The sequence below is a fragment of the Bradyrhizobium sp. SZCCT0231 genome (assembly GCF_018130245.1).
GTDB lineage: Bacteria > Pseudomonadota > Alphaproteobacteria > Rhizobiales > Xanthobacteraceae > Bradyrhizobium > Bradyrhizobium japonicum_F.
On record NZ_JAFCKP010000012.1, the window covers coordinates 35671 to 58234 of the forward strand.

Sequence of the window (22564 nt, forward strand, 5' to 3'; positions counted from 1 at the left end):
GCCAAAGGACAAGGGACGTGATCAACAGACGCGACCTCATGAAGTATTCACTGCTCGGCGCGGCAACGGCACCGCTGGCGGGCCTGAGCGCCCCGGCTTTCGCGACCGGCAGCAAAGTGGCGATCGCCGAAGCGCTGCGGCTCGGCATGTACAACTCACTTTATGTCGCCGCGGACAAAGGGCTGTTCGCCAAGCACGGCCTGGATGCCGACCTCTCCACCGCCGGCGGCATCGCGCTGCCGGTGCCGATCCTGCTTTCGGGACGCGGCCAGATCGGTGTCACCAGTCCGGGCATGTCGGTCAACGCAGTGCGCGAGGGCGGCAAGATCAAGAACATCGCAAAGATCGTCGGCGGCGTGTCGATGTGGGGCATTGCCAAGCCCGACAGCAAGATCAGGACGATCGAGGATCTGCGCGGCAAGACCATCGCCACGCTGAAATTCCCGTCCTCGACGATTCAAGTGCCGACCTACGCGATCAAGACCATCGGCAAGTTCGATCCGAAGGAAGCCGGCGTCACCTTCCTCGAGCTTCCGCCGGGCGCGCAGGCCGCCGCGGTGAAGGACGGCCGCGCCGACATCGCCACCGCCTTCGAATGGGACGTCAGCATCGCCGCCGAGCAGTTCGGCCTCGTGCCGGTGCTGTCCTTTGCCGACGCATTGGGATCGCTCTGCTTCACCACCGCGATGGCGACGGAAGAGACCATCGCGAGCAATCCGGCGGCCGTGCAGGGTTTCTGCAACGCCATCGCGGAAGCGCAGAAGCTGATGCACGAGAACAATGCCGTCTTCACCGAAGTTGCGGAGAAATACTTCCCGAAGGTCACGCCTTCCGTCGTCGCCAGCGCAACGAAGAACTTCTTCGGTTCCAAGACCGCGATCCCGCGCAATCCGACCATCTCCGCGGATGAGTGGGACCGCGCGATGCAGCTCGAACAGGGCGGCGGCGCGGTGCAGTCCGCCCTTCCCTATGCGCAGATGGTCGACAACCGTTTTGCCGAGCAGGCCACCAAGCAGTTCGGTCTCGTGTGATGACGGTGAACACGTCCCGCGCGCGCGAGCAGCGCTATGTCACGTTGCCGGCGCGGCCAGAGCCGCTCCGGCTCGCGGTCGACGAGACTGCATTGGTCGTTGTCGACATGCAGAACGCCTATGCTTCGCCGAACGGCTATCTCGACCTCGCCGGTTTCGACATCTCCGGCGCCAAGGCTGCGATCACGGCGATACAGGATGTGCTGAGCGTCGCCCGCGGCGCCGGCGTCCCCGTGATCTTCTTCCAGAACGGCTGGGACGCGGACTATGTCGAGGCCGGCGGTCCGGGCTCGCCGAACTGGCACAAGTCGAATGCGCTGAAGACGATGCGCAAGCGGCCCGAGCTGCAAGGCAAGCTGCTCGCCAAGGGCGGCTGGGATTATGCGCTGGTCGACGACCTGCAGCCGAAGCCCGGTGACATCGTGGTGCCGAAGACGCGCTACAGCGGCTTCTTCAACAGCCAGTTCGACAGCATCTTGCGCGCCCGCGGTATCCGCAACCTGGTGTTCTGCGGCATCGCCACCAATGTCTGCGTGGAATCGACGCTGCGCGACGGCTTTCACCTCGAATATTTCGGCGTGATGCTGGAGGACGCGACCCACCAGGCCGGCCCCGACTACATCCAGAAGGCTTCCGTCTTCAACATCGAGACCTTCTTCGGCTGGGTCTCGACCGCGAGCGACTTCCGCCGCGCCTTTGCCCAGACCGAAGCCGCTCCAGCAAAAGAGGATACGCCATGACCGACCGCGCCATCATTCCGCCGGGCACCCACGCCCCCATCGCCCCGTTCTCGCCGGGCATGATGGCCGACAACGTGATCTATGTGTCGGGCACGCTGGCCTTCGATGCCAACAACGATGTCGTTCATGAGGGCGACGCCGCCGGCCAGACCCGGCACATCCTGGAAACGATCAAGCGCGTGCTGGAGACGGCCGGCTCGAGCCTTGCCGACGTCACCTTCAACTCGATCTTCATCACCGACTGGGCGAACTATGCCGCCGTCAACAAGGTCTATGCCGAGTATTTCCCCGGCGAGAAGCCGGCGCGCTTCTGCATCCAGTGCGGCCTCGTGAAGCCGGCCTGCCTCGTCGAGATCGCCTCGATCGCGCACAAGAGGGCGTGAGGTGGCCGTGCTCGACGCTGGCCAGGCCGCGGTGATGGGAACGCGATTCAAGCTGCCATCCGCGCTTCGCATCGCGCTGCTCCAGATCGCGCTGCTGGCTGCGCTGCTCGCGGCGTGGGAGCTCGCGATCCGTTTCGGGCTGATCGCGGTCTATCTCTACGGCCAGCCGAGCGGCATCATCGCCAAGGCGGGCAAGCTGATCGGCAGCGGCGAGCTCTTGCGCGACGCCGCGCTGACCGCATGGGAGGCCATCGCGGGGTTCCTGATCGGAACGGTGCTCGGCAGCGCGGCGGGCCTGTCGCTGTGGCTGGTCCCGACCGGCGCCGCAGTGCTGCGGCCCTACCTCGTCGCGCTCAACGGCCTGCCGAAAATCGCGCTGGCGCCGCTGATCATCGTCTGGTTCGGCATCGGCCTCTCCTCGAAGATCGCGATCGCGGCGATCATCACCTTCATCGTCGCTGTGATCACTGCGCTCCAGGGCGCCAAGGAGGTCGACGCCGATCTCGTCAAGCTGCTGCGCTCGCTCGGCGCCTCGCGCCTGAAGACCTGGCGCACCGTCATCGTGCCCGGCGCAATGCCGTGGATCGTCGCGGCCTTCCGCCTCAATGTCGGCTTCGCCCTGATCGGCGCCGTCGTCGGCGAGTACATCGCCTCGAAAGAGGGCCTCGGCTACATGATCTACTATGCCGGCGTGCTCTACGACCTCAACGCGGTCTGGGTCGGCATCGCGACGCTGATGGCGGTGGCACTGCTGATGTACGGCGCGATCGACCTGATCGAACGGCGCCTGCTGTCCTGATCCGAAACCACATCACTCCAATAGCTGGGACGTCATGGCTTTTGCACGCGGCAAGGATGCCGAGATCTATTATGAAGTTCACGGGCGCGGCACGCCGATTGTGCTCTCGGCCGGCATGGGCGGCAGCGGCTCGTTCTGGGCGCCGCAGTTAGAGGCGCTCGCTACGCGCCACCAGGTCATCCTCTACGACCACGTCGGCACCGGCCGCAGCGCGGCTAGCCACCGCAGCATTGCCGGCATGGCCGACGACATCGCCTGCGTGCTCGACCATGCCAGCGTGGACGCGGCCCACGTCGTCGGCCACGCCATCGGCGGCATCGTCGGCATCGAGCTGGCGCTGCGTCACCCCCGGCGGCTGCGCAGCCTCACCGTCGTCAACGGCTGGGGCTGCGCCGATCCGTTCCTGCGGCGCTGCTTCGAAATCCGCAAGCAATTGTTGAACCAGTCCGGTCCACAGGCCTATGTGCGGGCGCAGCCATTGTTCCTCTATCCGCCGCAATGGATCTCCGAGAACATCGCCCATCTCGACGCGGAGGAAGAGCGCATCCTGAGGCATTTTCCCTCCGTCGCGACGATGAACCAGCGTATCGACATGTTCCTGGCGTTCGAGGGCGGCAAGCGCCTCGCCGCAATCAACGTGCCGACGCTGCTGGCTTCCGCGAAGGACGACGCGCTGGTGCCGGCCTATCTCACCCGCGAGCTCGCCGCTGCGATTCCGGATTCTCGGGTGCACGAGGTCGATTGGGGCGCGCACGCCTTCAGCGTGGTCACTCCAGAAGTCTTCAACGACACGCTGCTCGATTTCTGCAAGGAGGTGGACCGATGAACGCGCTCGCGCACAATCTCGCTGAAGCGGCGCCGATCGTGCTGCGCGCCGACAATGTCGGCGTCACCTTCGATGGCGCGGGCCGGCCGGTCGAGGCGATCCGGAAAGTGGACTTCGAGCTCCGCCGCGGCGAGACGCTGGCGATCGTCGGCCCTTCGGGTTGCGGCAAATCCACGCTGTTCAACGCAATCGCGGGCCTGCTGCGCCCGACCCGCGGCCATGTCGAGGTCGGCGGGCGCCGCGTCGATGATGCCGCCGGTCATGTCGGCTACATGCTGCAAAAGGATCTGCTGCTGCCGTGGCGCAGCGTGCTCGACAACGTCATGCTCGGGCTGGAAATCCGCAAGACACCGAAGTCTCGCGCGCGCGAGATCGCGCTGGAGCTGATCCGGACTTACGGCCTCTCTGGCTTCGAGCACGCCAAGCCCGCGGCACTCTCCGGCGGCATGCGCCAGCGCGTCGCCATCATGCGCACGCTCGCCTTCGACCCTGACGTGATCCTGCTCGACGAGCCGTTCTCGGCGCTCGACTTCCAGACCCGGCTGCTGATGCAGGCCGACGTCTCCCGCATCATCGCCGAGCGCGGCAAGAGCGCCATCCTCGTCACCCACGACATCGGCGAAGCCATCGCCATGGCCGACCGCGTGCTGGTGCTGAGCGCACGGCCTGCCACGGTGCGGTCGCTGCACGTGATCGACCTGCCGCGTGAGGGCCGCGATCCGGCAGCGCTGCGCACCGACCCGCAGTTTCAGGAATATTTCGCGAAGATCTGGGCCGACCTGGAGAAGCCGGTTGGGGTGGCGTGACGAGCGAACCTAATTCGCCTTGATCCCGGCCTCGCTGATGAGCTTGCCCCATTTCGTGCTTTCGTTCTGAATGAAGCGGCCGAACTGCTCGGGCGACATCGGTGCTGGCTCTGCGCCGAGGGTCCGGATCTTTTCCGCGACCGAAGGATCCTTCAGGGCTTTGGTGAAGGCTTCGTTCAGCCGGCCAATGACATCCGCAGGCGTGCCGGCGGGAGCAACGAGCCCGAACCAGCCGACGGATTCGAAGCCCGCGATGCCGCTCTCGGCCAGCGTCGGGACATCGGGCAAGGACGGAAGGCGGCGCGCGGAGGAGACGCCGATCGCGTTGAGCTTGCCGTCGAGGATCAATTGCCGCGATGACGGAATGTCCAGCACCGCGAAGGGGACATGGCCCGCGAGAACATCGACCGTTGCCGGCGCTGTCCCGCGATACGGGACCAACTCCATGGCGATCCCGGCCTTCTGCGTGAACAGCGCAGCGGTCAAATGCATCGCCGTCGAGTTGCCGCCATGTCCGATCGACAGCGCGCCCGGCTTGGCCTTGGCGAGCGCGATCGCTTCCGCGGTGCTGTGCGCCGGGACATTCGCGGAGGCGACCAGCACAAAGGGAATTTCCGCGAGCAGGGTGATGGGCGCGAGATCCTTCAGCTCGAACGGCATCGCGGCATTGAGGTGCGGATTCACCGTCAGCGCGCCCGCCGGCGCCACGCCGAGCGTGTAGCCGTCGGGCTTGGCCTGCGCGACCGCAGCCATGCCGATGTTGCCGCCGGCGCCCGCGCGGTTCTCGATGACCAGACTCTGCTTGAGCTCGGCGGCGACCAAGGGCTCGAGCGCGCGGATGACGGTGTCGGCGCTGCCGCCGGGCGGGAACGTCACGATGATCTTGATCAATTGCTCGGGATAGGCGGCACGGCCTGCCTCCAGAGGCAACACAGCGAAAGTCGCAGCCGACAGCACGGCCAGGATGCGGCGCCTTGCAACGTGAAACACGTTCTCCTCCTTAAGTAGGCTCTTGTTCTTGAAGCACAGCCGGTGGCCTGCGCCGCCAGGCTGTCCGCTTGAAGTCGCCTTACGCCGCAGCGCCAGTGATGCGCGCCAGCAAGCCCAGTGGATTTTCGGGCGCGACCTGACCGCGCCAGGCGATGTGCTGATCGGGCCGCGCCAGCACCAGCTTTTCAGCATAGGCGCCGTTCGCCTCATCGGGCGCGATGTCGACCAGCGCGAGCGGCACGCCACGCTCCTTCGCGGCAGCTTGCAGTCGCGTCACATCGATCGCCGGGTCGAACCGCAGCAAGGTGTAGCCAGCGCCGAACGCATCGTAGAGCGATCGTCCGTCACGCAGGAACAGATGCGGCGCGCGGGCGCCCGGCACGGTGGAGGGCGTGAAGCTGCCCATCGCGTAAGGCGGCGGTGTCTCGCCATCATAGGCGATGATCGGCGAGGCGTCGTAATAATAGCCGAAGTTGAGGCCGGCGCAGCAATATTGCTGCACATTGAGATCGTAGGCTGCTCTCGCCAGCGCCGCGCGCGCCGCCTGGCCGCGCGGCGTGTCGTCCTCGATCTCCGCCGAGACGCCGCCGCGCTGGGCCATCATCTTCATCGCGTGGTCCATCGCAAAGCGCGACACCTGCTCGGTGATGGGCTGGCGCTCCGCCTCATAGGCATCGAGGATCGCAGCCGGCGCCCAACCGTTCAGATGCGCCGCCAATTGCCAGCAGAGATCGACGGCGTCCGCAATGCCCGCATTCATGCCGTAGCCGGCATAGGGCATCCACAGATGCGCGGCGTCGCCGCAGATGAAGACCCTGCGGTCGCGGAAGCGATCGGCCACGAGGCGGCGTCCGACCCAGTCCTCCTTGCTGAGCACCCGATATTCGAAGCGCTCGTCGACGCCGAGGATGGCACGGATGGCCCAGTCGCGATCGACCGAATCGAACTCCGGCTCGTCGGGCTTCAGATGATTGTGGATCAGCCAGCGGTCGTGACCGTCGATCGCAACCGTGGTGCCGGAGCGGCGCGGATTGAGCGAGAGCACCATCCAGGCCGGCTTGTGCCCGCCCATCAACTCCTTCAGTTGCGGCGCTTCGATGAAGGTCGATTGCACGCGCTGGATCACGGGCGTGCCGGACAGGCTGGCGCCGATCGATTTGCGAACGAGGGAGCGGCTGCCGTCGCAGCCGATCACGAAGCCGGCTTCGATGCGAAGTGAATTTCCGCTGTCGAGATCGCGCGCCAGTGCGACGACATGGTCGTCGTGCTGCTCGATCTCGGTGATTTCCGTGCGCGCCAGGATATTGATCCGCGGCTGCGCCGCGGCATGGCTGAACAGGATCGGCTCGAGATAGATCTGGTTGATCCGGTGCGGCGGCTCGGGCGTCGGCCACCAAGTGTCGGGACCGCCGGTCGCGCTATAGCGGTGCGCACGGGAGGGAATGTCGATGCGGCAGAGCTCGATGCCAGTCGCCGTGGTCCGGTAAGAGCAATCGTTGGGAAAGTCCGCAGGGAGCCCCGCATCGCGCAGCTTGGCGGCAACGCCGAGCCGTCGAAAAATCTCCATCGAGCGCGCCGAGACGTGATTGCACTTGACGCTGGGCGGATCGCCGGCGTGACGGATCTCCGCGACGACGACGTCGATCCCGCGCGAGGCCAGGTCCATCGCCGCGGTCAATCCGACGGGCCCGGCGCCCACCACCAGCACCTGTGTCCTCATGCTCGTTTCCTCTATCGCCGCGGGATTCGTTGCCCGCACAGCATGCATTTTATTGCAGGCCCGTTTATGCGATAAGCCGGAAAGAACTCATCAATTCATGAGCTTTACCTATGAATGTCACCTTGCGCCAATTGCGGGCCTTCACCGGCGTGTACCGGACGCGCAGCATCACGCGGGCTGCCCGCGAGCTCGGGATCACGCAGTCGGCGGCGAGCCTGTTGATCCAGCAGCTCGAAGCCCAGCTCGGCGTCAAACTGTTCGACCGCTCCACGCGCTCGGTGCAGCCGACGCTGGCCGCCGACGAGGCGTTCGACGCCGCCGAACGCATGCTGAGCGATGCGCAAGGCCTGTCGCGCCGCATGCGCGACCTCGCGCAGGCCCGCGCCGGCCGCGTCGCGTTTCTCGCCTCGGCCGGCACCGCATCGGCTCTGCTGCCCATGGTGCTGGCGAAATTCCGCGCCAGCCATCCCGACATCGAGATCGACATGCGGGATGTCGCCGCCGACGATCTCGTGCCGCGCCTGACCGCGACCGATGCCGAGTTCGCGATCGGCAGCGTGGAAGGCGAATTCGCCGACATGACGATCGAGACCCTGACAAGCGGCCGCCTCAGCGCCATCGGCCGCCGTACCGCCGACTTCGCTGCACGTCGTTCCCTCACATGGGATGAGCTGGCGCAACTGCCGACCATCGCGATGCGCCGGGAGACGCGGATCCGCATCCAGATCGATCAGGCCCTGAGCGCGCAGGGCAAGCGCCTCGATCCGACCTATGAAGTGACGCTGATCAACACCGCGCTCGCCATGACCGCACAGGGCCTCGGCCTCGCCATCCTCCCCGCGACGATGCTGCCGGCCGATCAGTTTCCCACCCTGATCGCAAGACCGCTGGTGCGGCCGGCCATCACGCGACCGGTGTCGCTGCTGCAGCGTCAGGGCCGGACGCTGTCGCCGGCGGCACAGGCGTTCGTCGCGACGGCGCGGACGGTGCTGGCGGGGCGAACGACACCGGCATCAGGCTGATTTGGCGGAGCTATTTGGAAGCGTCGTGTTTGATATGGCGGGCCGAAGCCGACGAAACAGAGAACTACGTCTACGCTATGGTCCTCTAAATTGCGGCAAGAGCGAATGGCTACAATGTGGTGGGTTTCGGACTGACGGCTTTTGAGGGGCGAGTGGGAAAGCCGCCCCTAGATGCCGCAAAAGTCCTCACGCTATCACCGGTCGTTGCAACAGCGTTTCACTTCGGCTGCAAGGACGGCCAGGACACGCGATACACAGGGGTTTCGCAATGTACTATTGGCGCCTTATTCGGTCAAAGACTCTCCCGTCGATTGCGAGCAGGCCAGCACCGATGAGTGCCATTCCGGCGTAATGTCGGAACGCCAGAACCTCCCCCAGGAAAAGTGCACCGAGCAAGATGGCGCTGACCGGGATAAGCAGGGTGACAAGCGCGGTGTTGACCGCTCCCGCAGAGGCCAGAAGCCGGAAGAAAACCACATATGCCAAGGCGGTTGAGGCAACGGCCAGTGCGACCAGCGAGGCGATGACCGGGAGGCTTGGAATTTGCAGATTCCAAGGCGTGTCGACAATGGACACAATCGGAATCATCATGATCGTGGTTGCGGTGATCTGGCCAAAAGCGACCTGCGATGCGGAAAGTCCCATGGTCTTGAAGTTTCGGCCATAGACCCCAGCGAACCCGTAGGAAAGCGCAGCCCCGAGGCAGGCAAGCATCCCGACGACCGCGATGCCCTCACTGTTGAGAAGATTCCCCCCTAGAAGTACCACGACACCGAGGAAGCCAAAGCCGATCCCGGTGGCCTTGTTCGCTGCCATGCGTTCGTCGGCCAACAGAAAATGCGCAACGACGATGGAAAATATCGGCGTGGTCGCATTCAGGATCGAGGCAAGCCCGCTCGGTATCATGGTTTGCGCCCAGAAAAGCAGGCAGAAGGGCAAAAGGTTGTTTAGTAGCCCCATGATAAAAAAGGCTGGTAGCGCGCGACCTCGAAATCGCCAACCCTCGCCCCGAAATCGAAGGATAACCGCTAGCGCCAGAGCGGCAAGACCTGTCCGTGAGACCACCACGGTCAGAGGTGGCAGCTCCCGCACCGCAACGGCAGCGAAGAAGAATGCCCCACCCCAAAGCAGAGACAAAAGGAGCAGCAAGCCCCAATCCTGAAATGTCATGCGCATCGCTCAACCCCCAAGTCTTAGTCTTGCCAGTGAATTACTGATTGACGCGTGTTGAGGCTGGCAGTTTTCGGACGCCATCACCTGCAAGGTCTCGCCTCTCCTGGAGGGGAAAAGCTAAGGTCAGGTCATGCTTGATTTCGACACTTGTAACGATGCGCGACTGCGACGCGACCCGGCTTATGACGGGCTGTTCTTTACCGCTGTGCGAACAACAGGCATCTATTGTCGGCCAATGTGTCCGGTTAAACATCCGCTGACGAAGAACGTCAGTTACTACCCAACAGCCGCAGCGGCAGAGCGGGCAGGGTATCGTCCTTGTCTGCGATGCCGCCCCGAGACCGCGCCATTTTGTCCAGCATGGAAGGGGACGCGAACCACCGTGGAGCGGGCCTTAAAAATGATCGAGGGCGGCGCGCTGGATCGGGGGTCGGTTGATGAGCTTGCAACCGACCTAGGCGTTGGCGGACGGCATCTTTCGCGGCTATTCGCGCAGCACGTTGGAGCGTCTCCGATTCAGACAGCACAAACACTGCGTATTGGCCGCGCGAAGCGACTGATGGACGAAACGATACTCTCACTGACCGAGATTGCGTTTCAGGCGGGATTTGGCAGCGTCAGGAGCTTCAACGCGTCATTCCTGAAACTCTACGGGCGGCCACCCTCAGCCATGCGCAGGCCGAGGCCTTCATGATGCAAGCGGCGACTGTCGGAATAATTCCGGTGAACGCGGCGCTTTGAAACTGACTTCCTCGGCAGATATGACCGCGCTCCACAGCCGCCACAACGGCAGCTATCAGGTTAGTTGTCACAGTTCCCTAGGGGCGGCGATGGGGTCGGAAGCTGCTGACTCTGCGCTCAAGATATATCGGGCCGTAGCGTAGAATCGGCGGCTTACCATCTCACCCGGTGGGCACGCGGTGGTCGGCGGCGATATCGCACTATAGAGGGCAATCGGCGCCCAATGGCGGAGAGGGAGGGATTCGAACCCCCGATAGGCTTGCACCTATGCCGCATTTCGAGTGCGGTGCATTCAACCACTCTGCCACCTCTCCTGAAGGCGCCATATAGGAGCTGCGGCCCCTGTGGTTGGGGCGTTAATAGGCGAGGATGGCGGGCCAGACAAGGCGCGAAAGGGGAAAATCCGCTGCCTCTTTCAGCCCCCTACGCCGCACTCGGGAGGAACTGCCATGGAGCACCTGACGGTCACGGCGAACGGCGCCGATTTCCACCTGGTTCGCGCTGGACGGGGCAAACCACTGCTTTTGCTGCATGGATGGCCGGAATTCTGGCTGACCTGGGAGCCGGTGATATCCAGGCTTTCGGACCGCTTCACCTTGATCGCGCCCGATCTGCGCGGCTTCGGCGACAGCGACAAGCCCGATGGCCCTTACGGGCCGGAGGGCCACGCGGCCGACATGCTGGCGCTGATGGAGGGGCTCGGCATCGACCGATTCGGCGTGGCCGGCCATGACGTCGGGGGGGCCGTGATGCAGCCCTTAGCCCGGCAGGCGCAGAAGCGGCTCGCCGGCCTCTTCTTCTTCGATTTCGTCTATCCCGGCATCGGGCCGCGCATGGCCGCGCCCGATAGGCTCAACCACATCTGGTACCAGTCCTTCCACCAGATGGAGACGGCGCCTAAGCTCATCGGCGCGAGCCGGGAGAGCTGCCGGCTCTATATCGGCCACTTCCTCAAGGGCTGGGCGCATCGGAAAGGCGCCTTCGACGACGTCCTCGACGCTTTCGCCGACAATTACTTCAAGCCCGGCAATCTCGCCGGCGGCTTTGCGCATTATCGGGCCTCCCATGCCGGGCGTCTCGCAATGATGAAAGGCGAAGCGCCAAAGCTGCCGCCGATCGATGTGCCGGCCTGCGTGCGCTGGGCCGAGCACGATCCGCTGTTTCCGTATGCGTGGACCGATCGGCTGGGCGAGACCTTCAGCGAACTCGATCTGGCGATGTTTCCGGATGTCGGCCACTTCCCGCATCGGGAAGATCCGGATCGCGCGGCGGCGGAGATCGCGGCATTCTTTCAGCGCGTCGGCTGGAGCTGAGGGCTCACGGAAATCCAAAAACGGGGTGGGACCGCCAGACGCGGTAAACACTGGCGGTCCCGTGCCGCTCATTGAAATGCTGGCCGTGAAGGGCGGCTTCGCCGGCCAGGTGAAGCGACGATTCGACCCTAGCGTGCAGCCCGCGTCCCGCAACGCAATCCGCTCCTTAACCTAACCGGTCAAGGTTACTCTGGAGGGGCGGAACGGGCTCCAGATCCTCGTCTGACGCGTTTTCTTGACGCGAACCGGTCTCCACTTCGCTCGAAAACGCTGGCTAGTCGTTCCTGCTGTTGTCCTTGGCCTTCTTTTTCCCGTTCTCCGTGGAATCCCGGTCTTTGCCGTTACCGTTCTCCTTGCGGCGGTTGGTGAAGCGGGCATTGCCGAGCCCGGTGCCGATGGTGAGCACACCCCAGCGCTCGACAGCCTGCATTAACGGCACCTCGGAGAGGCCCTGAACCACGCCGTCATTGTGCATCACGATCGCGGTGTCGTGCCCGCCGATCTCGGGGATGCCCTCGATCAGGCTCGCCGGCAGGTTGAACTTGCTGCTCTCCCAATTGCCCGGCAGGTTCTGCGCGCCCTTCTCGATCGCGCCATCCGCGTTGATCACGCCGGGACAGGCGATGCCGATGAAAGGCGCGAGCTTGAAGCCTTCGGCCTCGGCGTCCTCGATCAGGCCTTCGAGCATCTTGACCAGCCGCTTGACCGCGGCCTCGCGGCTCGGCTCATCATCGGCATGGCGCCACAAATCGGATTTGAAGACCGCCGCCTTGGACAGGTCGGGCGCCTTCTTCCAACGCGTCTCGACGATGCCGCAGCGGATGTTGGTTCCGCCAATGTCGACGGCGAGAATGCTGTCATAGGCCTCGAAGATCCAGGACGGCGCGAGGTGCAAGGCTCCAATCAGGCCGGCATCGTCAGGATCGAAGCGGATCGGCACCAGATCGACCTTGAAGCCCTCCGATTTCAGGATGATCCCGGCCCGGGCAATGGCAATTTCGCCGAGCCGGCTGGCGCGAAAGCCGCCACCGACCACGATGCATTCGGTCTTGGCCCAGGCCTTGGTCTTGAGGAACCGCCGCGTGACGTAGGCGAGCTCCTGCGCGAAATCCTCGATCGCGCTGTGCACGACGGCCGTGGCCTCGGTATTGTCGCCGATCAGGACCGCATCGAGGGTCTTCTTGCTGATCTTGTCGGACGGCTCGTCACCGAACGGATCCTCGCCGCTCTTGCGCAGCGGCTTGCGCCATTCCTCGAGAATCTCGCGAAACGCGCCCTTGCTGGCGCGATCGCCGAGAAAGCCGTCGTCGTCCTTGATCTCGATGTTGAAGCTGTCGACATCGACCGACGGCAGCCGGCTCGCCCCGTGCTGGGCGATACCCGTTGTCTTGACCAGCTCGTCTGTCGCCATGATAAGCCCTTGCCCGCGTGTCCGATTTGCGAGGACACAACGGGGAGGGAACCCGTTGGTTGCAGAGCAGGCCGGAGATTCGTCCGGACATCGGAAATGGTCCAAATCCTTCAAATCCGGACCCTTTTTGGCAGTTTTCCTTGACTCTCCGCTGCCGGCGGCTATAAGTCCCACAGCCGGCGCGGGGCGTTTCTCGCGCCGCTTGTTTTTGCGTGGGTTTTCAAAGGGATAACTCCCGCCCGCACAAAACGCACATAAACCCGTAGCGACTGACAAAAAGCCGGCCCGGACGATGCTCGTCCCGAGGCCGGGATTGAACACGAAGGAAAAAAACGATGTTCGCAGTCATCAAAACCGGCGGCAAGCAATACCGCGTCGTGCCGGATGATGTCTTGGAAGTAGGCAAGATCGAAGGCGAAGTCGGCTCGATCGTGCAGTTGAATGAAGTTCTGGTGGTCGGCGGCGACACGCCGGTGCTGGGCGTGCCGACGGTCGCAGGTGCGTCCGTCGCGGTCGAGGTGCTCGACCACAAGCGCGGCCCCAAGGTCATCGCCTTCAAGAAGCGCCGCCGCAAGAATTCGCGCCGCAAGCGCGGCTACCGTGACGAGATCAGCGTGCTGCGCATCAGCGAGATCCTGACTGATGGCGCCAAGCCCACCAAGGGCCCGCGCCCGAAGCGGGAGAAGGTGGCCAAGGAGCCGGCAGCCGAAGCCGCCGAATAAAATGGAATTGATCACGCCAATTCACGAATTGATGCGTGAGAAATTTTGAAATGATTCCGTCAAGGAATTGATCTAGAAATACGCAGGATTTCGGAGACGAGCCATGGCTCACAAAAAAGCAGGCGGTTCATCGCGCAACGGACGCGATTCCAAGGGCAAGCGCCTCGGTATCAAGGCGTTCGGCGGGGAGATCGTCACTCCCGGCAACATCATTGCGCGTCAGCGCGGCACCACCTGGCACCCCGGCCTTAATGTCGGCATGGGCACGGACCACACTCTGTTCGCCAAGGTCGAAGGTCGTGTTGCGTTCCAGGCCAAAGCCAACGGCCGCACCTTCGTATCGGTACTCCCGATCGCAGAGGCGGCTGAATAGACGGTGGACCAAATTGGAGTCCGCCGGGTCCTACCAAACCGGCGGAGTCCTAGAGATCAAGAGATCGAAGGCTCCAAGGGGAGGCGGGAAACCGGCCTCCCCTTTTGTTTGACTTGCTCACTTTGACTTAGTGACTTTCACGGAGCCGGACATGTTGCAGGATTTCTCGAGCGTGACCTTGCGGGAGGCGAGACCTGATGTCGTCGCCACCGAGCGGCTGACCTTGCGGCGGCCGACCCTCGCCGACGTCAGGACCATCGCCCGGCTCGCCAATGACCGTCGTGTCGCCGAGAACACGCGCCGCCTGCCGCATCCCTATTCGCAGGACGACGCCGCCGAATTCATCCGCGCCACCGCCGAGCTCGGCAGCGAGACCGTGTTCCTGATCGAGCACGATACCGGACCGGTCGGCATGGTCGGCATCGATTGCTCGAAGCCCGGCAATGCCGAGCTCGGCTACTGGCTCGGTGTCGAGCATTGGGGCCAGGGCTTCGCCACCGAAGCTGCGCGCGGTGCGATCGACTTCTTCTTCGAGGAGTATGAGGACGACCATCTCCATGCCGGTGCGCGCGTCACCAATCCGGCCTCGCGCAAGGTGCTGGAGAAGTGCGGCTTCCAGTGGAGCGGTGTGCAGCTGCATCGGTTCCTGGCACTGGGCTCGTCGACACCCGTCGACTGCTTCCGCCTCTCACGCGGCGTGTGGGCCTCGCTGAAGAGCTGGAGCAGTGCAAGACGGGTGAGGTAACTTACCCTCCCCTGGAGGGGGAGGGTCGATCGCGCGAAGCGCGAGCGGGGTGGGGTGATCTCTCCGCTCGGGCAGCGTTTAATGCGGAGAGACCGTCACCCCACCCCGCTACGCATTCCGCTTCGCTACATGCGCAGCGACCCTCCCCCTCCAGGGGAGGGTGGGCATCACGCTGGCGGATTTACTTCCGCGCCCTGCCGTCCGAGATCGCGTTCGCGCAAGAAGATGTAGAACCCGGCGCCGATGATGATGGCAGCGCCGACGAGTGTTGCGATGGATGGGACGTCCCCGAACACGACGAAGCCGAAGATCACGGCCCAGACGATCATCGAATATTGATAAGGCACCACGACGCTGGCCGGCGCCAGCTTGAGCGAGCGGTTGACGCAGAACAGCGCGGTCACCGAAATGAGCCCGGCCATCGCGAAGATCACGAGGCTGCCTGAGGTCGGCGGCACCCAGTGGAATGCCGACAGCACCGCCCCCAGCGAGAACGTGCCGATGAATTGCGACGATGCCATCACGATGTCGGGCGTCTTGCGCAGGCTGCGCGTGATCAGCATCAGGGTTGCGAAGGACAGACTGCCGCCGAGCGCGATCAACGCCGGCAGGCTGACCGTCTGCGCCGAGGGGCGCAGCGCGATCAGGACGCCGCAGAAGCCGACCAGGATCGCGGTCCAGCGCCGCCAGCCGACCCGCTCCCCGAGAAAGATCGCCGACATCGCGGTGACGAAAATGGGACCGGCGAGATAATAGGTGATGACGTCGGCGAGCGGCAGGTAGACGGTGGCGAGGAAGAACGCGGCGACCTCGAGCGTCGAGAGCACGACACGAAACAGCTGCAGGCCCGGCCGCTCCAGATGCAGGAACTGGTGGCGCTGCTTCCAGATCAGCGGCGACAGCAAGAGCAGTGCCGCGCAGGCGCGCAGGAACAAGAGCTGCCCCACCGAATAAGTCCCGACCAGGAACTTGCCCATGGCATCGCCGAACGAGAACATGAAGATCGACAGCACCATGAGCGCGATGCCGGCCAGCCGCGCCGAGCGATCGTCATAGGCGGAGAGGTTCTTGAAGAAGGGCATTGATCGGACTGTCAGAGGTCGTCATTGCGAGCGCGGCGAACAATCCAGAATCTTTCCGCAGCGACGGTCTGGATCGCTGCGCTCGCAATGACGGGGAAAGAGCGTCGCCAGTAATCTTGCTTGCGGTCGTTTTAATGACGTGAGCTACAGGGACAAGCCCGCATCCGCCGAATTGAACGGATTGTCGCAGTCTTCGCATCGCGGTAGCGATAGAGGCCGCACCGGGAAAAGAGCTGTGACATGACCGAGTTCGATCCGACCCAGCATCGCATGATCCCCACGCAACGCTGGTTTGAGGATTTCGTCGTCGGCGAGCGTTTCGTGCTGCCGAGCCGCACTCAGACCTCGGCGGTGTTCGCCGCATTCCAGACCGCGAGCGGCGACACCCATCCGGTGCACTACGACGTGGAATATTGCCGCGCCCGCGGCATGCCGCATCTGCTCGCCCACGGCTTTCAGACCTTGATTCACACCGCACCCGGCGCGGGCCTGTTTCCATTCATGGTCGAGGAGTCGCTGGTCGGCTTCCTCGAGCAATCGAGCCGGTTTCTCAAGCCGGTGTTCGCCGACGACACCATCTATCCGGCGCTCGAGGTCACCGAGCTGGTGCCGGGACGCACCACCGGTGTGGTGGCGCTCACGAGCACCGTGTTCAACCAGCGCAAGGAGCTGGTGCTGGAGGGCACGCAGAAATTCCTGATCCGGCGCCGGCCGGCTGGTTAATCACGGCGCCAAAATCGCGGAGATTCCGCCGCCACTCGGTCAATTCGGGTTGCCGGAGGGGGCCGGCTGGCCTACCTATGGCCCATGAAATTCCTCGACGAAGCAAAGGTCTATATCCGCTCCGGTGACGGCGGGAACGGCTGCGTGGCGTTCCGCCGCGAGAAGTTCATCGAATTCGGCGGTCCCTCCGGCGGCAATGGCGGCCGCGGCGGCAATGTCATCATCGAGGTCGCCGACGGGCTGAACACGCTGATCGACTACCGCTACCAGCAGCACTTCAAGGCCCAGAAGGGCGAGAACGGCATGGGCTCCGACCGTCACGGCGCCAACGGCAAGAACATCGTGCTCAAGGTCCCGGTCGGCACGCAGATCTTCGACGAGGATCGCGAGACGCTGATCCACGACTTCACCAAGGTCGGCGAGAAATTCGTGCTGGCCGAGGGCGGCAATGGCGGCTTCGGAAATGCGCATTTCAAGTCGTCGACCAACCGCGCGCCGCGCAACGCCAATCCCGGTCAGCCCGGCGAGGAGCGCTGGATCTGGCTGCGGCTGAAACTGATCGCCGACGCCGGCGTGGTCGGCCTGCCCAATGCCGGCAAGTCGACGTTCCTCTCCAAGGTCAGCGCGGCGAAGCCGAAGATCGCGGACTATCCCTTCACCACGCTGCATCCGCAGCTCGGCGTCGTGAATGCCGACGGCCGCGAATTCGTGCTGGCGGATATTCCCGGTTTGATCGAGGGTGCACATGAAGGCGCCGGCCTCGGCGATCGCTTCCTCGGCCATGTCGAACGCTGCCGCGTGCTGCTGCATCTGGTCGATGCGACCTGCGAGCACGCCGGCAAGGCGTACAAGACCGTGCGCAAGGAGCTCGATGCCTATGGCGGGCAGCTCACCGACAAGATCGAGATCGTCGCACTGAACAAGATCGACGCGGTCGAGCCGGACGAGCTCAAGAAGCAGAAGGACCGCCTCAAGCGCGCCGCCAAGAAGACGCCGCTGCTGCTGTCAGGCGCGACCGGCCAGGGCGTGAAAGAAGCGTTGCGCGCATTGGCCGACGTGATCGGCGAAAGCCCGGTCTCCGCCAAGGCGAAGAGCGCGGCCGAAGCGGAGCCGTGGTCGGCGTGACCTCTCCCGCTTAGAGACCCTCATGGTGAGGAGCGCGGAACGCGCGTCTCGAACCATGAAGGCCCGGCTCTCGCCCGCGGCGCGCTGGCTTGTCACCGGCGCTCCAATATCGCAGCATCGAACAAGCAAGAAACAACAGGGATGACGCATGGCGCGCGCGAAGAACGTTCTCTGGATCATGTGCGACCAGCTTCGCTATGATTATCTCGGCTGCACCGGCCATCCCACGCTGAAGACGCCGAACATCGACGCCATGGCGAAGCGCGGCGTGCTGTTCACCAAGGCCTATGTGCAATCGCCGATCTGCGGGCCCTCGCGGATGTCGTTCTACACCGGGCGCTACATGCGCTCGCACGGCTCGCACTGGAACGGCTGGCCGCTGCGCGTCGGCGAGCCCACGCTCGGCGATCATCTCAACAAGATCGGCGTGCGCAACGTGCTGGTCGGCAAGACCCACATGGCCCCTGATATCGAAGGCATGAAGGCGCTCGGCATCCCGCCGGAATCGATCATCGGCGTGCATGTCGCCGAATGCGGCTTCGAACCTTATGAGCGCGACGACGGCCTGCATCCGACGGGGCGGCCGCGGCCGAAATACGATGAGTATTTGCGCCAGCAAGGTTTTGACGCCACCAATCCCTGGGAGCATTGGGCCAATTCGGGTGCGACTGACGACGGTAGCTTGCAGAACGGCTGGCTGCTGGTGCACGCCGACAAGGCCGCGCGCGTGCCGGACGAGCATTCCGAGACGCCCTACATGACGCGGCGCGCGATGGATTTCATCCGCGAGGCCGAGACCGACGGCCGGCCGTGGTGCCTGCATTTGTCCTACATCAAGCCGCACTGGCCCTATATCGCGCCAGAACCCTACGCCAGCATGTATTCGACGTCGGACATGATTCCGGTGATCCGCTCCGAGCGCGAGCGCTCGAGGCCGCATCCGGTGTTCGGCGCCTATATGGACATGCGCTACTCCCGCAACATGGCGCGCGACGAGGCCCGCGAGAAGGTGATCCCGACCTATATGGGCCTGATCACCCAGATCGACGACCAGATGGGCGTGCTGATGAAGTTTCTGGAGGCGCGCGGTCTGCTGGACACGACGATGATCGTGTTCACCTCCGATCATGGCGACTATCTCGGCGATCACTGGATGGGCGAGAAGGACCTGTTCCACGAGCAGTCGGCGAAGATCCCGCTGATCATCATCGACCCGTCGCAGGAAGCCGACGCTACGCGCGGCACGCGCAGCGATGCGCTGGTCGAGGCGATCGACCTCGCGCCGACCTTCGTCGACTATTTCGGCGGCAAGGTGCCGGGCCACATCCTCGAAGGACGTTCGCTGCTGCCGCTGCTGCGCGGGCCCACGCCATCAGATTGGCGCAAGGTGGCGTTCTCCGAATACGACTACGCCATGCAGGACGTGCGGCTGAAGCTCAACCAGCCGATCGAGCGCTGCCGCCTGTTCATGGTGTTCGACGGCCGCTGGAAATACATCCACGCCTCCGGCTTCCGCCCGATGCTGTACGACCTCGAAACCGATCCGGAAGAATTTCTGGATCGCGGCGACGATCCTGAATGCGCTGGTATCATCGCGCGGCTGCAGGCCGAGCTGTTCGACTGGGCCCTGCATCCGAGCGGCCACATCACCACGCCGCGCGAGAAGATCGCCTCCTATGCCGACAACCAGCTCCAGGTGAAGGGCGGAGTCTTGATCGGCATCTGGGACGAGGCAGAACTTGCGGCGATCAAGGACGGCATCGCCCAGCGCGCGAAGATGTGAGCTTGTCTTCGCCTCTCCCCGCCTGCGGGGAGAGGCCGGATCGCATCGCCAGATGCGATCCGGGTGAGGGGGACTCTCCGCGAGTCCAACGGCCAGCGCTTTTGCGGAGGCCGCCCCTCACCCCAACCCTCTCCCCGTAAGAACGGGGAGAGGGAGAAGAGCAACACCTCAATTCTCGATTTTATATCCCGTCGCCTTCACGATCGGTTGCCACAGCGCGATGTTCGCGGCGAGTTCCTTCGTCAATCCCTCCGGCGTCGAGCCGACCGGAATGAGCCCGATCGCGGTGAGCTTCTCCTTCACCTCGGGCTTGGCAAGCGCCGCGCTCGCGGCCGCGCCGAGCTTGCTCGCAAACTCCGGCGGGCTGCTGGCGGGAAGCCACATGCCGTACCAGGCATCCGCAACGAGATCGATGCCGCTCTCCTTCAGCGTCGGCACCTCAGGCGCGAACGGCGAACGTTCCGTGCTCGAGACCGCGATGATCTTCACACCCCTGGCGCGGTGCTGCGGCAGCGCGTCGGCCAACGTGGTGATGCCGAACGCGATGTGGCCGCCGACGAGGTCGTTGAGGATGGGGGCGCTGCCGCGATAGGGCACGCGGGTCAGGGGAATGCCGAGATCCTTCTCGAGCCTGGAGCCCATGAAATGCGGAATGGTGCCGTTGCTTGGCACCCCGAACGAGGTCTTGTCCGGATGCGCCTTGAGCCACGTTACGAAGCTCTTGAAATCGGTGGCGTCGACCGCAGGGTTGATCACCAGCGCAAATTCGAACCGCGCCAGCAGCGACACCGGCATGAAATCCTTCGACGTGTCGAAGCTCGGTGTCGTCTCCACCATCGGCAGCAGGTACATGGTCGGTCCCGTCGTCACCAGCACCATGCTGCCGTCAGGGCTTGCGCCCTTCACCGCCTTGATGCCGATCAGGCCGTCGCCGCCGGTGCGGTTCTCGACCACGATGGTCCGTTGCAGCACCGGCGCCATCTCCTGCGCGATCAGCCGGCAGAGCGTGTCGCCGCCGGCTCCGGCCGCGAAGGGAAAGATGATCTTGCTCAGCCCGGCCTGCGCTTGCGCCCCGCCCGCCTGCGCCAAGAGTGGCAGCCCCAAGCATCCGGTCATGAATTTGCGGCGGTCCATACGTTTCCTCTCCAGCCCCGTTTTTGGTTGCCGGCATTAGAACCGGAACGGCGTCCAAGACAAGGCCGCCGTCGGCCGTTTACCATCTCGCCCGCCTTGCGCCGGCCATCGTCCTGCTGCAAAAGCAGGCCTCACCGGCGCCGCTCTCTCCGCTCCGCCGTTTCCAACGCAGAGCAGATCATCCTCCAGGCGCACTATGGCCAGCCCCGAACTCAGTCAATTCCGCCGCATCGTCGTCAAGGTCGGCTCCGCCCTGCTGGTCGATTCCGACAAAGGCGAGGTGCGGGCGTCCTGGCTCGCCGCGCTCGCCGACGACATGGCCAAGCTGCACAAGGAAGGGCGCGACGTCCTCGTCGTCTCCTCCGGCTCGATCGCGCTCGGCCGCAGCCGGCTCAAATTGCCGCGCGGCCCGCTGAAGCTGGAAGAGAGCCAGGCCGCCGCCGCGGTCGGCCAGATCGCACTGGCGCGGATCTGGTCGGAGGTGCTGGGGGCCCACGGCATCGGCGCCGGCCAGATCCTGGTCACGCTGCAGGATACCGAGGAGCGCCGCCGCTATCTCAATGCCCGCTCCACCATCGGCAAGCTGCTGGAATGGCGTGCCATCCCCGTGATCAACGAGAACGACACGGTCGCCACCAACGAAATCCGCTACGGCGACAATGACCGCCTCGCCGCGCGCGTCGCCACCATGGCGAGCGCCGATCTGCTCGTTCTGCTGTCCGACATCGACGGGCTCTACGACGCCCCGCCGAAGAACAATCCGAACGCCAAGCTCATTCCCGTCGTCGACAGCATCTCCTCGGAGATCGAGGCTGTGGCGGGCGATGCCGAGTCCGAGCTGTCGCGCGGCGGCATGCGCACCAAGGTCGAGGCGGCCAAGATCGCGACGACCGGAGGCACGCACATGCTGATCGCCTCCGGCAAGATCGAGCATCCCTTGCAGGCGATCGCCGACGGCGGCCGCTGCACCTGGTTCCTGACGCCGGCCAATCCCATCACCTCGCGCAAGCGCTGGATCGCGGGCACGCTGGAGCCGAAGGGCACGCTGACGATCGATGCCGGCGCGGTGACCGCGCTGCGCGCCGGCGCCAGCCTGCTGCCGGCCGGCGTGATCAAGGTCGAGGGCCAGTTCGCCCGCGGCGATGCCGTGATCGTGCGCGGCCCCGACGGAAGCGAGATCGGCCGCGGCCTGATCGCCTATGACGCTGATGACGCCGAGCGGATCAAGGGCCGCTCCTCCCCTGATGTGATGACCATCCTCGGCATCAGCGGCCGCGCGGAGATGATCCACCGCGACGATCTGGTGGTGGGCGGGTAGCCGCGGGCCGACGCTCGGCTATTGCATGTCGTCGGCGTTGATATCCTGACGACCGTGCATGACGCGGATGATCTCGATGCCATCAGGCAACGGGACGTAGAAGATCACGTAATTGCCGACAGCGAAGCTGCGCAAGCCGACGCGCAGCTCCCGGCGTTCACGCCCGGCAAGCGGATTCTCCAGGAGCATTTCGAAGATCTCGCCGATACGTTCGATCTGCTTCTCGGCGGCCCGAGTGCTGTCCGAAGCGATGAACTCCCAGATCGAATCGAGATCAAGGTCTGCTTGTGGAGCTTTGCGAAATCTATTCGCCACGTTTACGCGCGGCTAAGCGTTGCCGTCCCCGCGTCTTGATGTCGTTTATCCATTCCTGGACATCGACCTCTTCCATCGGCCCGCTGTCAAAGCCTTTCTGGATCTCCTCCCGCAGCGCCTCCAGCTTGACCTTGCGACGCTCCTCGCGCTCCTCGACGAGGCGAAGGCCTTCGCGCATCACCTCGCTCGCGGTGGCATAGCGCCCGCTCTCGATCAGATTGTCGATCAGGTCCTCGAAATGCTTGCCAATGCTGTAGCTGCTCGCCATGGGAGGCTCCGTTATCAAGTA

Annotated in this window: 24 protein-coding genes and 1 tRNA gene; 16 read left to right on the plus strand and 9 right to left on the minus strand. The window is 64.3% G+C overall.

Annotation, left to right across the window (positions count from 1 at the left end):
- The first annotated feature begins 17 nt into the window (after positions 1-17).
- Genes JQ566_RS24020 through JQ566_RS24045 form a run of 6 tightly spaced genes read left to right on the plus strand, consistent with a single transcriptional unit; the run spans position 18 to position 4585 of the window.
- The gene (locus tag JQ566_RS24020; protein ID WP_212376493.1) at positions 18-1031 is read left to right on the plus strand and encodes an ABC transporter substrate-binding protein; all 1014 of its coding nucleotides are present in this window, start codon (positions 18-20) and stop codon (positions 1029-1031) included.
- The gene (gene rutB, locus JQ566_RS24025; RefSeq protein ID WP_212376497.1) at positions 1031-1771 is read left to right on the plus strand and encodes a pyrimidine utilization protein B; all 741 of its coding nucleotides are present in this window, start codon (positions 1031-1033) and stop codon (positions 1769-1771) included. The genes JQ566_RS24020 and rutB overlap by 1 nt, the downstream gene beginning before the upstream one ends.
- Positions 1768-2154 (plus strand): pyrimidine utilization protein C, encoded by a 387-nt coding sequence (gene rutC, locus JQ566_RS24030; RefSeq protein ID WP_212376499.1) that lies wholly within the window; start codon positions 1768-1770, stop codon positions 2152-2154. Before rutB ends, rutC begins: the two co-directional genes overlap by 4 nt.
- Position 2155: 1 nt before the next feature.
- On the plus strand, positions 2156-2953 hold the full coding sequence (locus tag JQ566_RS24035) for an ABC transporter permease (protein ID WP_212376502.1): 798 nt from the start codon (positions 2156-2158) through the stop codon (positions 2951-2953).
- 34 nt (positions 2954-2987) lie between these two features.
- The gene (rutD, locus tag JQ566_RS24040; protein WP_212376505.1) at positions 2988-3779 is read left to right on the plus strand and encodes a pyrimidine utilization protein D; all 792 of its coding nucleotides are present in this window, start codon (positions 2988-2990) and stop codon (positions 3777-3779) included.
- Positions 3776-4585 (plus strand): ABC transporter ATP-binding protein, encoded by an 810-nt coding sequence (locus JQ566_RS24045; RefSeq protein WP_212376522.1) that lies wholly within the window; start codon positions 3776-3778, stop codon positions 4583-4585. The genes rutD and JQ566_RS24045 overlap by 4 nt, the downstream gene beginning before the upstream one ends.
- Before the next feature lie 9 nt (positions 4586-4594).
- Here the strand turns inward: JQ566_RS24045 and JQ566_RS24050 are convergent, their stop codons facing one another.
- On the minus strand, positions 4595-5575 hold the full coding sequence (locus JQ566_RS24050; protein WP_212376524.1) for a Bug family tripartite tricarboxylate transporter substrate binding protein: 981 nt from the start codon (positions 5573-5575) through the stop codon (positions 4595-4597).
- Positions 5576-5654: 79 nt separating this feature from the next.
- Positions 5655-7295 (minus strand): FAD-dependent oxidoreductase, encoded by a 1641-nt coding sequence (locus JQ566_RS24055; protein ID WP_212376526.1) that lies wholly within the window; start codon positions 7293-7295, stop codon positions 5655-5657.
- 110 nt (positions 7296-7405) lie between these two features.
- Between JQ566_RS24055 and JQ566_RS24060 the strand changes: the two genes are divergently transcribed.
- On the plus strand, positions 7406-8317 hold the full coding sequence (locus JQ566_RS24060; protein WP_212376529.1) for a LysR family transcriptional regulator: 912 nt from the start codon (positions 7406-7408) through the stop codon (positions 8315-8317).
- 273 nt (positions 8318-8590) lie between these two features.
- Here JQ566_RS24060 and JQ566_RS24065 read toward each other — a convergent pair whose 3' ends face one another.
- On the minus strand, positions 8591-9487 hold the full coding sequence (locus JQ566_RS24065) for a DMT family transporter (protein WP_212376532.1): 897 nt from the start codon (positions 9485-9487) through the stop codon (positions 8591-8593).
- Positions 9488-9620: 133 nt separating this feature from the next.
- On the opposite strand from JQ566_RS24065, the gene JQ566_RS24070 reads away from it, so the two are divergent.
- Positions 9621-10184 carry a bifunctional transcriptional activator/DNA repair enzyme AdaA gene (locus JQ566_RS24070; protein ID WP_212376535.1) on the plus strand — a complete coding sequence of 188 codons (564 nt, stop codon included), beginning with the start codon at positions 9621-9623 and terminating at the stop codon, positions 10182-10184.
- 271 nt (positions 10185-10455) lie between these two features.
- Here JQ566_RS24070 and JQ566_RS24075 read toward each other — a convergent pair.
- Positions 10456-10545, minus strand: a tRNA-Ser gene (locus tag JQ566_RS24075).
- A gap of 135 nt (positions 10546-10680) precedes the next feature.
- Here JQ566_RS24075 and JQ566_RS24080 point away from each other — a divergent pair.
- Complete coding sequence (locus JQ566_RS24080; protein WP_212376537.1) at positions 10681-11544, plus strand: alpha/beta fold hydrolase; 864 nt, start codon at positions 10681-10683, stop codon at positions 11542-11544.
- A 274-nt stretch (positions 11545-11818) separates the two neighbouring features.
- Here JQ566_RS24080 and JQ566_RS24085 read toward each other — a convergent pair whose 3' ends face one another.
- The gene (locus JQ566_RS24085) at positions 11819-12955 is read right to left on the minus strand and encodes an ROK family protein (RefSeq protein ID WP_212376540.1); all 1137 of its coding nucleotides are present in this window, start codon (positions 12953-12955) and stop codon (positions 11819-11821) included.
- 335 nt (positions 12956-13290) lie between these two features.
- Between JQ566_RS24085 and rplU the strand changes: the two genes are divergently transcribed.
- The 3 genes from rplU (at position 13291) to JQ566_RS24100 (ending at position 14795) form a co-directional block, all read left to right on the plus strand.
- On the plus strand, positions 13291-13677 hold the full coding sequence (rplU, locus tag JQ566_RS24090) for a 50S ribosomal protein L21 (RefSeq protein WP_212376543.1): 387 nt from the start codon (positions 13291-13293) through the stop codon (positions 13675-13677).
- A gap of 103 nt (positions 13678-13780) precedes the next feature.
- Positions 13781-14050, plus strand: a complete 270-nt coding sequence (rpmA, locus tag JQ566_RS24095; RefSeq protein WP_018643862.1) for a 50S ribosomal protein L27 — start codon at positions 13781-13783, stop codon at positions 14048-14050.
- 151 nt (positions 14051-14201) lie between these two features.
- The gene (locus tag JQ566_RS24100; protein ID WP_212376545.1) at positions 14202-14795 is read left to right on the plus strand and encodes a GNAT family N-acetyltransferase; all 594 of its coding nucleotides are present in this window, start codon (positions 14202-14204) and stop codon (positions 14793-14795) included.
- A gap of 167 nt (positions 14796-14962) precedes the next feature.
- Here JQ566_RS24100 and JQ566_RS24105 read toward each other — a convergent pair whose 3' ends face one another.
- A complete protein-coding gene (locus JQ566_RS24105; protein ID WP_212376548.1) occupies positions 14963-15877 on the minus strand; it encodes a DMT family transporter in 915 nt (304 codons plus the stop codon).
- 240 nt (positions 15878-16117) lie between these two features.
- Here JQ566_RS24105 and JQ566_RS24110 point away from each other — a divergent pair, with 240 nt between their 5' ends.
- The 3 genes from JQ566_RS24110 (at position 16118) to JQ566_RS24120 (ending at position 19508) form a co-directional block, all read left to right on the plus strand.
- Positions 16118-16600, plus strand: a complete 483-nt coding sequence (locus tag JQ566_RS24110) for a MaoC family dehydratase (RefSeq protein ID WP_212376551.1) — start codon at positions 16118-16120, stop codon at positions 16598-16600.
- A gap of 84 nt (positions 16601-16684) precedes the next feature.
- Entirely contained in the window at positions 16685-17725 is a 1041-nt protein-coding gene (gene obgE, locus JQ566_RS24115) for a GTPase ObgE (protein ID WP_212376554.1), read from the plus strand.
- 148 nt (positions 17726-17873) lie between these two features.
- A complete protein-coding gene (locus JQ566_RS24120; protein ID WP_212376557.1) occupies positions 17874-19508 on the plus strand; it encodes an alkaline phosphatase family protein in 1635 nt (544 codons plus the stop codon).
- Between the two features lie 168 nt (positions 19509-19676).
- Here JQ566_RS24120 and JQ566_RS24125 read toward each other — a convergent pair whose 3' ends face one another.
- Positions 19677-20642 carry a Bug family tripartite tricarboxylate transporter substrate binding protein gene (locus JQ566_RS24125; RefSeq protein ID WP_212376560.1) on the minus strand — a complete coding sequence of 322 codons (966 nt, stop codon included), beginning with the start codon at positions 20640-20642 and terminating at the stop codon, positions 19677-19679.
- Positions 20643-20838: 196 nt separating this feature from the next.
- Here JQ566_RS24125 and proB point away from each other — a divergent pair, with 196 nt between their 5' ends.
- Complete coding sequence (proB, locus tag JQ566_RS24130; RefSeq protein ID WP_212376562.1) at positions 20839-21960, plus strand: glutamate 5-kinase; 1122 nt, start codon at positions 20839-20841, stop codon at positions 21958-21960.
- An 18-nt stretch (positions 21961-21978) separates the two neighbouring features.
- Here proB and JQ566_RS24135 read toward each other — a convergent pair whose 3' ends face one another.
- Both JQ566_RS24135 and JQ566_RS24140 read right to left on the minus strand, forming a co-directional pair.
- Entirely contained in the window at positions 21979-22275 is a 297-nt protein-coding gene (locus tag JQ566_RS24135) for a type II toxin-antitoxin system RelE/ParE family toxin (RefSeq protein WP_212376565.1), read from the minus strand.
- Complete coding sequence (locus tag JQ566_RS24140; protein ID WP_212376568.1) at positions 22265-22543, minus strand: type II toxin-antitoxin system ParD family antitoxin; 279 nt, start codon at positions 22541-22543, stop codon at positions 22265-22267. Before JQ566_RS24140 ends, JQ566_RS24135 begins: the two co-directional genes overlap by 11 nt.
- Positions 22544-22564: the final 21 nt, after the last annotated feature.

Excerpts from the sequence above, each read along its gene's own strand:
- rutB (WP_212376497.1), top strand. The coding sequence starts at position 1,031 with ATGACGGTGAACACGTCCCGCGCGCGCGAGCAGCGCTATGTCACGTTG.
- rutC (WP_212376499.1), top strand. The coding sequence starts at position 1,768 with ATGACCGACCGCGCCATCATTCCGCCGGGCACCCACGCCCCCATCGCC.
- rutD (WP_212376505.1), top strand. The coding sequence starts at position 2,988 with ATGGCTTTTGCACGCGGCAAGGATGCCGAGATCTATTATGAAGTTCAC.
- JQ566_RS24045 (WP_212376522.1), top strand. The coding sequence starts at position 3,776 with ATGAACGCGCTCGCGCACAATCTCGCTGAAGCGGCGCCGATCGTGCTG.
- JQ566_RS24055 (WP_212376526.1), bottom strand. The coding sequence starts at position 7,295 with ATGAGGACACAGGTGCTGGTGGTGGGCGCCGGGCCCGTCGGATTGACC.
- JQ566_RS24060 (WP_212376529.1), top strand. The coding sequence starts at position 7,406 with ATGAATGTCACCTTGCGCCAATTGCGGGCCTTCACCGGCGTGTACCGG.
- JQ566_RS24065 (WP_212376532.1), bottom strand. The coding sequence starts at position 9,487 with ATGACATTTCAGGATTGGGGCTTGCTGCTCCTTTTGTCTCTGCTTTGG.
- JQ566_RS24070 (WP_212376535.1), top strand. The coding sequence starts at position 9,621 with ATGCTTGATTTCGACACTTGTAACGATGCGCGACTGCGACGCGACCCG.
- JQ566_RS24080 (WP_212376537.1), top strand. The coding sequence starts at position 10,681 with ATGGAGCACCTGACGGTCACGGCGAACGGCGCCGATTTCCACCTGGTT.
- JQ566_RS24085 (WP_212376540.1), bottom strand. The coding sequence starts at position 12,955 with ATGGCGACAGACGAGCTGGTCAAGACAACGGGTATCGCCCAGCACGGG.
- rplU (WP_212376543.1), top strand. The coding sequence starts at position 13,291 with ATGTTCGCAGTCATCAAAACCGGCGGCAAGCAATACCGCGTCGTGCCG.
- rpmA (WP_018643862.1), top strand. The coding sequence starts at position 13,781 with ATGGCTCACAAAAAAGCAGGCGGTTCATCGCGCAACGGACGCGATTCC.
- JQ566_RS24100 (WP_212376545.1), top strand. The coding sequence starts at position 14,202 with ATGTTGCAGGATTTCTCGAGCGTGACCTTGCGGGAGGCGAGACCTGAT.
- JQ566_RS24105 (WP_212376548.1), bottom strand. The coding sequence starts at position 15,877 with ATGCCCTTCTTCAAGAACCTCTCCGCCTATGACGATCGCTCGGCGCGG.
- JQ566_RS24110 (WP_212376551.1), top strand. The coding sequence starts at position 16,118 with ATGACCGAGTTCGATCCGACCCAGCATCGCATGATCCCCACGCAACGC.
- obgE (WP_212376554.1), top strand. The coding sequence starts at position 16,685 with ATGAAATTCCTCGACGAAGCAAAGGTCTATATCCGCTCCGGTGACGGC.
- JQ566_RS24120 (WP_212376557.1), top strand. The coding sequence starts at position 17,874 with ATGGCGCGCGCGAAGAACGTTCTCTGGATCATGTGCGACCAGCTTCGC.
- JQ566_RS24125 (WP_212376560.1), bottom strand. The coding sequence starts at position 20,642 with ATGGACCGCCGCAAATTCATGACCGGATGCTTGGGGCTGCCACTCTTG.
- proB (WP_212376562.1), top strand. The coding sequence starts at position 20,839 with ATGGCCAGCCCCGAACTCAGTCAATTCCGCCGCATCGTCGTCAAGGTC.
- JQ566_RS24140 (WP_212376568.1), bottom strand. The coding sequence starts at position 22,543 with ATGGCGAGCAGCTACAGCATTGGCAAGCATTTCGAGGACCTGATCGAC.